Consider the following 15118-nt stretch of genomic DNA (forward strand, 5'->3'; position numbering starts at 1 on the left):
TTTGTATTTAGTGATTATTGTTTCATTTATTGAACCTACAAGTTACGAAAAAATCAGAGCAAAAAAAAGCCTGAGCGATAACACTCAGGCTTTTGAAAGGAAATTAACAAAAATTTACCTTATTTTACTAATAATTTGTGAGACGGAGCAAATTGTGTTAAGTTGATTCCGTCAACAGCAGTTTTATACTCTTCGATAGTAGGTGTTCTTCCTAAAATGGTAGATAAAACAACCACTGGCGTAGAAGAAAGTAAAGATTCTCCTTTTTTACCTTCGGTATCTTCAACCACACGACCTTGGAATAAACGAGTTGATGTTGCCATAACCGTATCTCCTTTTGACGCTTTTTCTTGGTTACCCATACACAAGTTACAACCTGGACGCTCTAAGTACAACATGTTTTCATACTCGGTACGTGCTGCAGCTTTCGGTGCGTTGTCATCAAACTCAAAACCAGAGTATTTTTGTAACACTTCCCAATCACCTTCTGCTTTTAATTCATCCACAATATTGTATGTAGGCGGCGCAACAACTAATGGTGCTTTGAACTCTACCCTACCGTTTTGTGCTTCAACATTTTTAAGCATTTGTGCCAATATTTTCATATCGCCTTTGTGCACCATACAAGATCCTATAAAACCAAGATCAACTTGTTTGGTTCCTCCATAAAACGAAAGTGGTCTGATTGTATCGTGCGTATAACGCTTAGAAACATCCGCATTATTTACATCTGGATCAGCAATCATTGGCTCCGCAACGATATCCAAATCAATAACTACCTCAGCATAATATTTAGCATTAGCATCAGGAGTTAAAGCTGGTTTTTCACCAGATTGAATTTCAGCAATTCTTTTGTTTGCGATATCGATCAAACCTTTAAGCACTTGCTTTTGGTTGTCCATACCTTTATCAATCATAATTTGAATTCTACCTTTTGCAATTTCTAAAGATTCAATTAAAGTAGCGTCTTCAGAAATACAGATAGAAGCTTTGGCTTTCATTTCAGCAGTCCAATCGGTAAACGTAAAAGCTTGATCTGCTGTTAATGTTCCAATGTGTACTTCGATAATACGACCTTGGAAAACATTTTCGCCACCAAACTGTTGTAACATTTGCGATTGTGTAGCATGCACCACATCACGGAAATCCATGTAGTTTTTCATGTTTCCTTTGAAAGTCACTTTTACAGATTCTGGAATTGGCATAGAAGCCTCACCTGTTGCTAATGCAAGGGCTACAGTTCCTGAATCGGCACCAAAAGCAACTCCTTTTGACATTCTAGTATGTGAATCTCCACCAATAATGATAGCCCATTCATCAACAGTAATGTCATTTAAAACTTTATGAATTACGTCGGTCATGGCATGGTATTCTCCTTTAGGATCACGAGCTGTAATTAAACCAAAATCATTCATGAACTTCATCAATCTTGGAATATTCGCTTTCGATTTATTGTCCCAAACCGAAGCAGTGTGACATCCTGATTGGTAAGCACCGTCTACAATTGGAGAAATTACTGTAGCTGCCATCGACTCTAATTCTTGTGATGTCATCAAACCAGTTGTATCTTGAGAGCCCACGATATTCACAGTCACACGAACGTCTGAACCAGCATGTAATATTTTACCAGGAGTCGCTCCAACTGCATTTTTATTGAATATTTTTTCAACCGCTGTTAAACCTTGTCCTTCTACAGAAACTTCTTTTGAAGGTGCAAAAACTGGAACCGTTGCGATCCCTAAAGTTTTAGAAGCAAAAGTTTGTAATTTTTTACCAAAAACAATGGCGTAAGAGCCACCCGCTTTGATAAATTCCATTTTTTGAGGTGTGAAAGCTTTCGAGATATCGATCAATTCTTCACCGTCCTTGTATAATTTTTTGGTTTTGGTATTGATAGTCAAAACCGTTCCAGTTGCTACTGAATAAGCTTCTTCAAGAATTGGATCACCACTTTCATTACGAAGTACTTCACCATTTGCATCTGTTTTTTTAACCCAGTTTTTCAAATCCAAACCGATTCCACCAGTTACATCAACTGTTGTTAAGAAGATTGGAGAAATACCATTTGTTCCCGCTACAATTGGAGCAATATTGATGAATGGTACGTATGGACTAGCTTGTTTTCCTGCCCAAAGTGCTACGTTGTTCACACCAGACATTCTAGAAGAACCTACACCCATGGTACCTTTTTCAGCAATAAGCATCACACTTTTATCTGGATGTTGCGCTTTTAAAGCTTCAATTCCTTGTTGTGCTTCTGGCGAAATGAAACATTTTCCGTGTAATTCACGATCAGAACGCGAGTGCGCTTGATTTCCTGGCGACAATAAATCAGTTGAAATATCACCTTCGCCAGCAATAAATGTAACTACTTGAATTTCTTCGGCAACTTCAGGAAGTTTAGTGAAAAATTCCGCTTTTGCATAACTTTCTAAAATAGAAGTTGCAATTGCGTTGCCTGCTTTGTAGGCCGCCTCTAAACGATCTGTATCTGCTTCATACAAATACACTTGTGTTTTTAAAACTTCGGCTGCAGCCAAAGCTTTTTCGGCATCGTCACCCAAAGCAATATCTAATAAAACTTTGATTGAAGGTCCACCTTTCATGTGCGATAATAACTCCAAAGCAAATGCTGGGGTAATTTCAGCAACTATTTCAGTACCTAAAATGATTTCTTTTAAGAAAGCTGCTTTTTGAGCAGCTGCAGGTGTGGTACCTGGCACTACATTGTAAATAAAAAATTGAAGGGACGCGTCACGATGTGCATTCGCTGTGTCTTTAATTTGAGAGATGATTTCGCTTAATAACTCAGCACCATCAATAGGCTTTGGATGAAGTCCCTGCCCTTTTCTGTCTTCGATTTCTTGTAGATAATCGTTATATAAACTCATAATTGGAATGTTTTTCTATGTTTACAACTTTTACTTTGAGCAAATCAGAGACAAAAGCAGAAACTATTTATTTATCTAGCAAATTTAGTAGATTAAGATGAAATTTAAAAAAATATAATGAAAGCGAGCATTTGAAAAAATACTATTAGTAAATACTGAAATCAAGGGCTTTAAAATAGGAATAAAATAAAATATTAACATATTTGTGCTATATTCTCAAGAAACAAAACACTTTTTAATTATTTCGTAAAAACAAAAAATACCGATTTCAAGAAAACGTTGTAGTTCATCTCGAAATCGGCACTTAAAATGGTGTTTTTAATTTTTAAAACAACTTAGCAATGATCATTTCCTCTGTAATTCCTTCCGCATCGGCTTTGTAATTTTTAATAATTCTGTGACGCAAAATTCCAATAGCTACTGCTTTTACATCTTCGATATCTGGAGAAAATTTACCTTGAAAAACGGCATGAGTTTTCGCAGCTAAAATTAAGTTTTGCGAAGCACGAGGACCGGCACCCCAATCTAAATAATTTTTCACAAAGTCAGTTGCTAAGTTATTATCAGGACGGGTTTTACTCACCAAAGTCACAGCATATTCAATCACATTATCAGCAACCGGAATACGGCGAATTAATTGTTGGAAATCGATAATTTCTTGAGCCGTAAATAAGGGATCAACTATTGGTTTTAGATCGGCAGTAGTTTGTTTCACAACTTGTACTTCCTCTTGAAAACTAGGATATTCTAATTTAATAGAAAACATAAAACGATCTAGTTGCGCCTCAGGCAAAGGATAGGTACCTTCTTGCTCAATTGGATTTTGCGTTGCCAACACAAAATAAGGTAAAGCAAGTTTGTAATTGGCTCCTGCAATCGTTACCGAGCGCTCTTGCATGGCTTCAAGCAAAGCTGCCTGAGTTTTAGGCGGTGTTCTGTTAATCTCGTCAGCGAGAATTATGTTTGAAAAAATAGGTCCTTTGATGAATTTGAATTGACGGTTTTCGTCTAAAATTTCGCTTCCCAAAATATCCGACGGCATCAAATCTGGTGTGAATTGAATGCGTTTAAAATCTAATCCTAAAGCTTGGGCTAATGTATTTACCAACAAAGTTTTTGCTAAACCTGGAACACCTACAAGCAAAGCGTGACCACCACTAAAAACGCACAACAAAATTTGTTCTACAACGGCATCTTGCCCAACGATAATTTTGGCGATTTCTTTTTTTAAATCATTTCTTTTTTGAACTAAATTTTGAACTGCAGCTACGTCTGACATGTATGAAATATTTTTAAATGAAAAAGAGTTAGTTTTTATGAAAACATAAAACTAACTCTTTTTATTAATTTATCGAAAAAAATATGAAACTTCTCAATTAGAAAACAAGTACTTATTTTTTCAACCAATTATTGGTGAAAGCACAATCTCTGTATTCCCCAACAATTTTTATGTAAGTCTCTTTAATTTTCTCATCAAACCATTTGCCAATAGCGGTAATACGTTTTTTGTTTAGAGCTAATTCTTTAATTTTTGTATAGTCCTTTGCATAATCAGCAGCATGCTCATCAATTCTATTAGTAACCGTTATGATTTTAAATTTCTTTTTACCTTGATCATCTTGATCTAAAATTGGTGCTGAAATTTCATTGGTTTTTAAATTAGAAACCTGACTGTAAAACGATGGGTCCATTTTGGTCAACTCAAAACGAGTATCCTGAGTTTGAGGATTTATTAGCGCTCCACCATTTGCTCTAGTCTGTTTTTCATCAGACAAACTTCTTGCTGCCTCTGCAAATGTAATTTCTTTAGCTTCGATTCTTTTTTTGATAAGTGCAATTTTTTCTTTGGCTTCTTTCAAAGAAGTTTCAGTCACAGTTGGCGCTAATAAAATATGTCGCAATTCAACCTCTTGCCCTTTTATTTTTTCTACATAAATAATGTGAAAACCAAATTCAGTTTCAAAAGGAGCAGATATTTCTCCCTCGGATAAACTAAAAGCAACTTCTTTAAATTCTTTTACAAAAGGAGTTTTACGATTCATCTTGTAATAACCACCATTAGCTCTTGAACCAGGATCTTGCGAGTATAAAACCGCTTTTGTAGAAAAACTAGAACCTTCTTGAATTTCCTTTTTGAACTCATTTAACTTATCAATAACTTTTTGCTTGTCTTCCTGTGAAACCTTTGGCTCCACCACAATTTGCGCTACTTCCAACTCCACTCCAAAAGTAGGTAAGTCATCCTTTGGGATATCTTTAAAATAATTACGTACTTCTTCAGGTGTTATTTCTACAGCATCAACAATCTTTTTTGTCATTTCAGAGGTTAACTTTCCCTCTTTCAAAATATCTGCAAAATACGTTCTAAAATCTTCTTCAGAGTCTTTTTTATAGTACTGAACTACCTTTTCCATTGAGCCAATTTGGCCAACCAGGTAAGCCAATCGTTCCTCTAACATTCCTTTTACTTCTGCATCTGATACAATAATACTATCTTGAACGGCTTGGTGTGCATATAATTTATCTTCAAGCAATTTACCTAACATTTGACATCTGGTAATATCCTTGACAGAACCACCGTTAGCAGCAATTTCTAGATATGACTTATCAATATCCGAATCTAAAATGATGTAATCGCCAACGGTAGCAATAACTCCGTCTACTTTTAGCTTTCCTTTTGAAGGCGCTTTTTTAACTGGAGCAGCAACAGAATCGACAATAATCTCTTGTGCATTGGCCTGAGTACTTACAAAAAGGAGACAAACTAAAGTAAGTAATAAGACACTTTTGCTAGTGATAAATTTCATTTTAATGGTAGTATTAATTGATGTAATATTTTTATAATTAAGCTTTTAGTTTCGCTTTTGCAATACTAAATAAATGAAGCGGCTGGCAAATATACACTTTCAAAAACAACTTCAAATATAAAGTCAAAATTGTATGCAACTGCTCAATCGGTTCAAGCGAACAAAAATAGCAATTCATTGACACAAAACAAGTTTCATTGGTACTATTAACAAAAAATTATAGGCAAAAAAATTAGTACAATTTTCAGCAAACTTTCCTAAAAAAGCAACAAACAAAAACCCAAATTAAAACCTAAGAAGCACGATCTAATTATCAGCAACAATACCAGAACTGCTTTTAAAAAAATAAATTATTACCTACGTAATTCTTTGTAAGAAATAAAGTTGTAAACACTATAACGTTTTCGTAATGTGCTGAAAAAAAATAAAGAACAGTATTTCGAATAATAAAAATATATTCGTAAAAAAATAAATTATTCATAAAATTAAACATATTAAAATAAACATATCTTAAGTCAAAAGAAATTTAACTAGCTAAGTAGCAGAAAATTTTCCTTTATACATTAACCAAACTATCAAACCATGAAAAAACCAATTTTTAAACTCTTTGCGCTGACTACCGCCTTAATGGCTTTGTATTCTTGCAGCAATGACGATTCGGCAAACACCCTTGAAACAGCAAAAGAATTCAAAACGATCAATGTAACAACACATGACGGTCGCCCATTTGATACGGGTAAAAAAACTAATCTTTCTAACGGTCGCTATGTAGCGAATCCTGGCGGAGGTGTCATGATGCAAGCATTTTATTGGGATGTCCCTGCAGGAGGCACTTGGTGGAATGTGGTAAATTCAAAAATTACCGCATGGTCAAACGTAGGTATTGGCTCAATTTGGCTACCACCTGTATCAAAAGCACAAAACGGACCATTTTCAATGGGATATGACCCAACTGATTACTTCGATTTTGGAAATTTTAATCAAAATGGAACCGTTGAAACTCGTTTTGGTTCTAAAACCGAACTGGAAAGTTTAATTACGAAAGTTCACGCCGAAAACATGCAAGTATATGCTGATATGGTTCTAAATCATAACAGCGGCGGGCAATTAGAGAGCAATCCGTTTACAGGAACTCAAACCTATACTAATTTCACAGGAGTGGCCTCAGGAAAATTCAAAAGAACTAGTGCCGACTTTTACAAAAATGCCTATGGAAACAATGACGAAGGATCATTTGGTGGCTTTCCTGATCTTGCTCACGTAGTACCTAATGTACAAGATTGGCTTTGGAAAAGAGCCGATGGAGTTGGTAAATTTTATAAAAATACCATGAAATTTGACGGATGGCGTTTTGATTATGTCAAAGGTTTTGCTCCTTGGGTTATACGTGATTGGAATGCTAATGTAGGTGGATTTTCAGTAGGTGAACTTTGGGATGCCAATGTTGATTTGCTAAATAATTGGGCTAACAATGCCAATAGTTCTGTGTTTGATTTTGCATGCTATTACAAAATGAATGACGCATTTGACAATAACAATCTTAACCTCTTGAACGATGACATGATGTGGAAACGCAATCCATACAAAGCGGTTACATTTGTCGCCAATCATGACACTGACGAAATTTGGAAAAAAGAACTCGCCTACGCTTATATTTTAACTCATGAAGGCTACCCAACTATTTTTTACAGAGATTATGAGGAATGGTTGAATAAAACTAAAATGAACAATCTAATTTGGATTCACAATAACAAAGCTACTGGGAACACCTCTATTTTATATACCGATACAGATGAGTATATCGCTAGACGAAACGGATACAATGGCAATCCAGGACTAGTTGTGTACATAAACAACTCTAATACTTGGCAAGAACGATGGATTCAAACCAATTGGACCAATGCTCAAATAAAAGATTTCACTGGGAATTCTGGTTGGTATCCTACCACACAAGCAGACAAATGGGTTAAAATACAATGTCCACCAAATGGCTATTCCATATGGTCTATCAATATGTAAAATCAAAGGCTACCAAATACGGTGGCCTTTTTTTATACAACATTACTAATAAACTCTAATTCAAGCCGAAATATGATACTGAAACCACTTTGATATTCTTGCTTTTAGAGAGTACATTTTTTTTAATTGGCATTTATAAATAGTACTTTTGCAACCTATTTAAATATACACATGGCTTTTTTAGAAGAAATACAACGCAGAAGAACTTTTGGAATTATATCGCATCCCGATGCGGGGAAAACAACACTTACAGAAAAACTCCTCCTTTTTGGTGGCGCTATTCAAGAAGCAGGTGCTGTAAAAAACAATAAAATTAAAAAAGGAGCTACGAGTGACTTTATGGAAATTGAACGCCAAAGAGGAATCTCTGTTTCTACATCCGTTTTAGCTTTTAACTACCAAGATAAAAAAATCAACATCCTTGATACGCCTGGTCATAAGGATTTTGCCGAAGATACTTTTAGAACCTTAACAGCCGTAGACAGCGTAATTGTAGTGATTGACGTTGCCAAAGGTGTAGAAGAACAAACAGAAAAATTAGTTGCGGTTTGTAGAATGCGAAAAATCCCTATTATCGTTTTCATCAATAAATTAGACCGAGAAGGACAAGATGCTTTTGACCTAATGGACGAAGTGGAGCAAAAATTAGGACTCGCTGTCACTCCATTGAGTTTCCCAATCGGAATGGGATACGATTTTCAAGGTATTTATAATCTATGGGAACAAAACATCAACTTATTTAGTGGTGACAGCCGTAAGAATATTGAAGAGACCATCGCTTTTTCTGATGTACAAAGTCCTGAGCTGGAAAAAATTATTGGACAAAAACCTGCTGATAAACTTCGCGAAGAACTAGAATTAATTGATGAAGTATATCCAAAATTTGACAGACAAGACTACTTAGATGGTAAATTGCAACCTGTATTTTTTGGTTCGGCCTTAAATAATTTCGGGGTTCGTGAATTATTGGATTGTTTTGTTCAAATAGCACCATCGCCAAGACCAAAAGACTCCGAAACGAGATTAGTAGATCCTGCTGAACAAAAAATGACTGGTTTTGTATTTAAAATCCATGCCAATATGGATCCTAAACACCGCGACCGTTTGGCTTTTATTAAAATTGTATCTGGTACGTTTGAAAGAAATAAACCGTATTACCATGTACGTCAAAAGAAAAATTTAAAATTTTCAAGTCCGAACGCTTTCTTTGCAGAAAAAAAAGAAATTGTAGACATATCCTATCCTGGTGATATTGTGGGTTTGCATGACACTGGAAACTTTAAAATTGGAGATACACTTACAGAAGGTGAAGTAATGAGTTTTAAAGGAATTCCGAGCTTTTCTCCAGAACATTTTAGATACATTAATAATGCAGATCCTATGAAAGCAAAGCAGCTGGATAAAGGAGTTGATCAGTTAATGGACGAAGGAGTTGCACAGCTTTTTACGCTTGAAATGAATAATAGAAAAATTATTGGAACCGTTGGAGCGCTGCAATACGAAGTAATTCAATACCGATTAGAGCACGAATATGGTGCAAAATGTACTTACGAAAACTTTCCAGTTCACAAGGCTTGCTGGGTAAAACCTAACGACGCTAAAAGTGATGAGTTTAAAGAATTCCGACGTATCAAACAAAAATTCTTGGCACACGATAAATACGGACAATTGGTATTCTTAGCCGATTCAGACTTTACAATTCAGATGACTCAAAGTAAATACCCAAACGTAAAACTATTCTTTACCTCAGAGTTTGAGTAATAAAAATGTACTGACTAACATTATGTCAGTTTCATGAACAAAAAAAACGCTACTTTTTCAAGTAGCGTTTTTTTTATATTCTTAAATCAATTATTAGGCAATCATACTTTCTAAACTTGAAGCTTTTTTTAAGAATGCTTTTATTAGCAATCTATTTGGAGCGGTACCAGATGTAATAATTTGTTTTTTTGTTGTTGTTCCTTCTGGATTTATTGTTTTGTTAGGATCTTGTTTTGAACCCATAAACCATAAAACGAAGTTCATTGAATTTGAAGTAGTAGCTGTGGAAACATTTTCTGTTTTAGTAGAAGCTACTTCTGTCTGATTCATTTCTACAACCGTGTTTGTAGTCTGAGCAGATGAAATAGAAGACACTAAAGTAAAAGCAAGCACCATTACGGTGTTTAATATAAATTTATTGCTTACTTTAAGAGAAAAATGTTTCATATTACTTTCTAATTTTATTGGAATAGTTGCTTTTCCTATATCTCGAGAACGAAAGTATAACATTAGTATATCGTCAAAAAATATTCTCGACAAAGCGCTTTAAAACTCGTTCAAAGCACAAATTGAGCACATGAAGCACTGTTAAACTGCATCTTAACAGAAATCAAGGGTGAGTACAACTGGAAAAACCCACAATAGAAAATCAATTGAAATTTTATATCTACCATATAAAAAACCATTTCAGAAATTTAAAATAGTGCATAAAAAAAAGGCTCCAGAAAAACTGGAGCCTTTTGAACTATTCTTTATGCTTGGCCAGCAGGACCAAAATTTAAAGGAATTGGGGCTTGATCTGTATCTTTGATCTCACCATGAGCGATTTCAAATCTATGAATATTTTCTCCAATTGCTTTTAATAATCTTTTAGCATGCTGCGGTGTCAAAACAATTCTCGACTTTACCTTTGCTTTAGGTATACCTGGCATGATACTTACAAAATCTAGAACAAACTCAGACGAAGAGTGATTGATTATTGCTAAGTTAGAATAAATTCCTTCAGCAGTAATTTCATCCAATTCGATATTAATTTGATCTTGTGGTTGATCTTTCATATTTATAGTATTTAGTGGTTAGTTAAATAGTCCTCAGTGATTAAACATTATGAAAAATCACTAAGGACTAGGCACTAAAACCTTAATAGATGTACTCCTCTTTGTTAGCCATCATATCATTGTAATCGTCTTTTGAACCTACAATTGTGTGATCATACTCTCTCATACCTGTACCGGCTGGGATTCTATGACCTACAATTACATTTTCTTTCAATCCTTCTAAGTAGTCAATTTTACCTGCAACTGCAGCTTCATTTAATACTTTAGTAGTTTCCTGGAACGATGCCGCAGAGATGAATGATTTAGTTTGTAACGATGCTCTTGTAATACCTTGTAATACTGGTGTTGCTGTTGCTGTTACCACATCACGAGCTACTACTAGATTTTTATCTGTACGTTTCAATAAAGAGTTTTCGTCACGCAACTCACGAGGCGTAATGATTTGTCCTTCTTTTAATACAGCTGAATCTCCAGCATCTTCTACCACTTTCATACCGTATAACTTATCGTTTTGAACGATGAAATCTTTAGTATGAATCAATTGATCTTCTAAGAATAAAGTATCACCTGGATCTTGTACTCTTACTTTACGCATCATTTGACGAATCACAACCTCGAAGTGTTTGTCGTTAATTTTTACACCTTGTAAACGGTATACTTCTTGAATTTCATTCACCAAGTACTGTTGAACAGCAGCTGGACCTTGAATTCTTAAAATATCATCTGGAGTAATTGCTCCGTCAGACAATGGTACACCTGCCCTTACGAAGTCATTTTCTTGAACAAGAATTTGGCTTGATAATTTAACTAGGTATTTACGAACATCTCCAAATTTAGATTCGATAACAATTTCGCGGTTACCTCTTTTGATTTTTCCAAAAGAAACAACACCATCAATTTCAGAAACTACAGCTGGGTTAGATGGATTACGAGCTTCTAACAACTCTGTAATTCTTGGTAAACCTCCTGTAATATCTCCTGATTTAGAAGAACGACGAGGAATTTTTACCAATACTTTACCTGCTTTAATTTTCTCACCGTTTTCAACCATCAAGTGGGCTCCAACTGGTAAGTTGTATGAACGAATCAATTCACCATCTTTACCGTAAACCAATAAAGTTGGGATTAATTTTTTAGCTCTTGATTCAGAAATTACTTTTTCTTGGAAACCAGTTTGCTCATCGATTTCAACCATGAACGATTGTCCTTGCTCTAAATCTTCGTAAGCAATTTTACCAGTAAACTCAGAAACAATAACTCCGTTATATGGATCCCATTTACAGATAACTTCTCCTTTTGCAACAGATTGACCATCTGCAACAAAAATACTAGAACCGTAAGGAATGTTATTGGTACTTAATAAAATACCTGTTCTTTCGTCAATTAATTTCAATTCAGTAGAACGAGAAACAACAATATCAACTGAGTTTCCTTCACTATCTTCTCCTTTAACAGTTTTAAGATCTTCAATTTCAAGCTTACCTGCAAACTTAGTTACAATGCTTGATTCTTCAGAAATTCCACCCGCAACCCCTCCAACGTGGAAAGTACGTAATGTTAACTGTGTACCTGGCTCACCAATAGACTGCGCTGCAATTACACCAACAGCTTCACCTCTTTGAGTCATTTTACCAGTTGCTAGGTTACGACCGTAGCACTTAGCACAAATTCCTTTTAGAGCCTCACATGTTAATGGAGAACGAACTTCAACTTTCTCGATTGGAGAAGCGTCGATCGCTTTCATAATTACTTCTGTAATTTGCTCACCTGATCGAACTAATACTTCGCTTGTCAAAGGATTGATCAAATCTTGTAACGCTACACGTCCTAAGATTCTCTCTCCTAATGATTCTACGATTTCTTCGTTCTTTTTCAATGCTGAAACTTCAACACCTCTTAAAGTACCACAATCATCGATATTTACAATTACGTCTTGTGAAACGTCATGTAACCTACGAGTCAAGTAACCAGCATCGGCTGTTTTAAGAGCGGTATCCGCAAGACCTTTACGAGCACCGTGAGTAGAGATAAAGTACTCAAGAATCGAAAGACCTTCTTTAAAGTTAGAAAGAATTGGATTTTCAATAATTTCACCACCACCAGCAGTAGATTTTTTAGGCTTAGCCATCAAACCACGCATACCAGTTAACTGACGAATTTGTTCCTTAGAACCCCTCGCTCCAGAGTCAAGCATCATGTACACAGAGTTAAATCCTTGTTGATCTTCTCTAATGTTTTTCATTGCTAACTCCGTTAACTGTGCATTAGCAGAAGTCCAAACATCAATAACTTGGTTGTAACGCTCGTTATTGGTAATAAGACCCATGTTATAGTTAGCAGAGATACCTTGAACTTGCTCTCTTGCATCGGCAATTAACTTAGGTTTTTGGTCCGGTATTCTAATATCACCTAAGGAGAATGATAATCCACCTTTGAAGGCAAATTTGTACCCCATATCTTTCATGTTATCCAAGAAAGCAGCAGTAGTAGGTACATCTGTACAGCTAAGTACGTGCCCAATAATATCTCTTAAGTTTTTCTTTGTCAATACGTCATTGATATAACCAGCTGCTTCAGGAACAACTTCGTTAAACAATACACGTCCAGCAGTAGTTTGAATGATTTGGTAAACTAATTCACCAGCCTCATTGAAATCTTTTGCTCTAATTTTTACACGAGCATTCAATTCTACTCTTCCTTCATTCAAAGCGATATTCACCTCTTCTGCAGAATAGAATGTAATCCCTTCACCTAAGATTTTCAATTCAGGAGTTGACAAACGTTCTTTGGTCATATAATATAGACCCAAGACCATATCCTGAGATGGTACAGTGATCGGAGCACCATTTGCAGGGTTCAAAATGTTGTGCGAACCTAACATTAACAACTGAGCCTCTAAGATAGCCTCTGGTCCTAATGGTAAGTGTACCGCCATTTGATCCCCATCAAAATCCGCATTAAAAGCCGTACAAACTAAAGGGTGCAATTGAATCGCTTTTCCTTCAATTAATTTTGGCTGGAACGCCTGGATACCAAGACGGTGCAAAGTAGGAGCACGGTTTAATAAGATTGGGTGACCTTTGATTACATTTTCAAGGATATCCCAAACAACAGGCTCTTTTTTATCAATTATTTTTTTAGCAGATTTAACTGTTTTGACAATTCCTCTTTCGATTAATTTACGAATCACAAAAGGTTTGTACAATTCAGCTGCCATATCCTTAGGAATACCGCACTCTGATAATTTTAATTCTGGTCCAACAACAATTACCGAACGAGCAGAATAATCCACACGTTTACCTAATAAGTTTTGACGGAAACGACCTTGCTTACCTTTTAACGAGTCAGAAAGTGATTTTAAAGGTCTGTTTGATTCGGTTTTAACAGCAGATGCTTTACGCGTGTTGTCAAACAATGAATCTACAGATTCCTGCAACATACGTTTCTCGTTTCTCAAGATAACTTCTGGAGCTTTGATCTCCATTAATCTTTTCAAACGGTTGTTACGGATGATTACACGACGGTATAAATCATTCAAATCTGAAGTTGCAAAACGACCTCCATCAAGTGGTACAAGCGGACGCAATTCTGGTGGAATAACTGGCACCACTTTCATAATCATCCACTCAGGACGGTTTTCGCGGTTTAAGTTAGACTCACGGAAAGATTCAACAACTTGTAATCTTTTTAAAGCTTCAGTTTTACGTTGTTTAGAGGTTTCATTGTTAGCGCTATGTCTTAATGAATATGATAATGCATCAAGGTCAATTCTTGCTAACAAATCCATAATACACTCTGCTCCCATTTTGGCAACAAATTTATTAGGATCAAAATCATCTAAATATTGGTTGTCTGCAGGAAGGGTATCTAAAATATTCAAATACTCCTCTTCAGTCAAGAAATCTAATCTTTGTAAAGATTCGCCATCAGCATTTTTAGCAATACCTGCTTGAATTACTACGTATCTTTCGTAGTAAATAATCATATCTAATTTCTTAGAAGGAAGACCAAGTATATAACCAATTTTGTTTGGCAAAGAACGGAAATACCAAATATGAGCAATTGGCACCACAAGATTGATGTGACCTACTCTATCTCTACGTACTTTTTTCTCTGTAACTTCAACACCACAACGGTCGCAAATGATACCTTTGTAACGAATTCTTTTGTATTTTCCACACGCACACTCGAAATCCTTTACAGGTCCAAAAATACGCTCGCAAAAAAGACCATCACGCTCTGGTTTGTGCGTTCTATAGTTGATCGTTTCTGGCTTTAATACTTCACCTCTTGACTCTTTTAAGATTGACTCTGGTGATGCTAATCCAATAGAAATTTTATTAAACCTTTTAACTTGGTTTTTATCTTTATTGTTATTATTTCTGTTATTCATCATAGTTTCTACTATTGATTTATCTGCAATTAAAAAATTGATTTTTGCGCCAGTCTTAGTTTTAAACGTATGGTTCAATCCTCGACTATAACACTACCACGAATTACTTCTCTAAACCTCAAGCCCTTGCTTGAAGTGCTAGTTATTGAACTTTAAAACTCAATAAAAAATCGGAACGGTTTACGGGTA

Annotated in this window: 8 protein-coding genes; 2 read left to right on the top strand and 6 right to left on the bottom strand. The window is 35.5% G+C overall.

Annotated elements, in window-relative coordinates; all coding sequences use genetic code 11:
* Window positions 1-119: 119 nt before the first annotated feature.
* From ACXX8U_RS09820 to ACXX8U_RS09830, 3 genes are all read right to left on the bottom strand, one after another.
* Window positions 120-2891, bottom strand: coding sequence for a bifunctional aconitate hydratase 2/2-methylisocitrate dehydratase (locus tag ACXX8U_RS09820; RefSeq protein WP_458565700.1), 2772 nt, complete (start codon window positions 2889-2891; stop codon window positions 120-122).
* A gap of 325 nt (window positions 2892-3216) precedes the next feature.
* Window positions 3217-4170 carry an AAA family ATPase gene (locus ACXX8U_RS09825; protein ID WP_458565701.1) on the bottom strand — a complete coding sequence of 318 codons (954 nt, stop codon included), beginning with the start codon at window positions 4168-4170 and terminating at the stop codon, window positions 3217-3219.
* A 112-nt stretch (window positions 4171-4282) separates the two neighbouring features.
* Window positions 4283-5698 (bottom strand): peptidylprolyl isomerase, encoded by a 1416-nt coding sequence (locus tag ACXX8U_RS09830; protein ID WP_458565702.1) that lies wholly within the window; start codon window positions 5696-5698, stop codon window positions 4283-4285.
* Between the two features lie 582 nt (window positions 5699-6280).
* Here ACXX8U_RS09830 and ACXX8U_RS09835 point away from each other — a divergent pair.
* On the top strand, window positions 6281-7717 hold the full coding sequence (locus ACXX8U_RS09835) for an alpha-amylase (RefSeq protein ID WP_458565703.1): 1437 nt from the start codon (window positions 6281-6283) through the stop codon (window positions 7715-7717).
* A 171-nt stretch (window positions 7718-7888) separates the two neighbouring features.
* On the top strand, window positions 7889-9478 hold the full coding sequence (locus tag ACXX8U_RS09840; protein WP_458565704.1) for a peptide chain release factor 3: 1590 nt from the start codon (window positions 7889-7891) through the stop codon (window positions 9476-9478).
* A gap of 93 nt (window positions 9479-9571) precedes the next feature.
* On the opposite strand, the gene ACXX8U_RS09845 is transcribed toward ACXX8U_RS09840, so the two are convergent.
* From ACXX8U_RS09845 to rpoC, 3 genes are all read right to left on the bottom strand, one after another.
* On the bottom strand, window positions 9572-9925 hold the full coding sequence (locus tag ACXX8U_RS09845) for a hypothetical protein (protein WP_458565705.1): 354 nt from the start codon (window positions 9923-9925) through the stop codon (window positions 9572-9574).
* Between the two features lie 305 nt (window positions 9926-10230).
* Window positions 10231-10536 (bottom strand): DUF3467 domain-containing protein, encoded by a 306-nt coding sequence (locus ACXX8U_RS09850; RefSeq protein WP_210788391.1) that lies wholly within the window; start codon window positions 10534-10536, stop codon window positions 10231-10233.
* 82 nt (window positions 10537-10618) lie between these two features.
* Window positions 10619-14932: a DNA-directed RNA polymerase subunit beta' gene (gene rpoC / locus ACXX8U_RS09855; protein WP_458565706.1), complete on the bottom strand. Its 4314-nt coding sequence runs from the start codon at window positions 14930-14932 to the stop codon at window positions 10619-10621.
* Window positions 14933-15118 lie beyond the last annotated feature (186 nt).

The sequence above is a fragment of the Flavobacterium sp. GNP001 genome, assembly GCF_054343775.1.

What these genes read in the sequence shown, in the direction of transcription:
- ACXX8U_RS09820 (WP_458565700.1), bottom strand. Translation starts at nt 2,891, where the DNA reads ATGAGTTTATATAACGATTATCTACAAGAAATCGAAGACAGAAAAGGG.
- ACXX8U_RS09825 (WP_458565701.1), bottom strand. Translation starts at nt 4,170, where the DNA reads ATGTCAGACGTAGCTGCAGTTCAAAATTTAGTTCAAAAAAGAAATGAT.
- ACXX8U_RS09830 (WP_458565702.1), bottom strand. Translation starts at nt 5,698, where the DNA reads ATGAAATTTATCACTAGCAAAAGTGTCTTATTACTTACTTTAGTTTGT.
- ACXX8U_RS09835 (WP_458565703.1), top strand. Translation starts at nt 6,281, where the DNA reads ATGAAAAAACCAATTTTTAAACTCTTTGCGCTGACTACCGCCTTAATG.
- ACXX8U_RS09840 (WP_458565704.1), top strand. Translation starts at nt 7,889, where the DNA reads ATGGCTTTTTTAGAAGAAATACAACGCAGAAGAACTTTTGGAATTATA.
- ACXX8U_RS09845 (WP_458565705.1), bottom strand. Translation starts at nt 9,925, where the DNA reads ATGAAACATTTTTCTCTTAAAGTAAGCAATAAATTTATATTAAACACC.
- ACXX8U_RS09850 (WP_210788391.1), bottom strand. Translation starts at nt 10,536, where the DNA reads ATGAAAGATCAACCACAAGATCAAATTAATATCGAATTGGATGAAATT.
- rpoC (WP_458565706.1), bottom strand. Translation starts at nt 14,932, where the DNA reads ATGATGAATAACAGAAATAATAACAATAAAGATAAAAACCAAGTTAAA.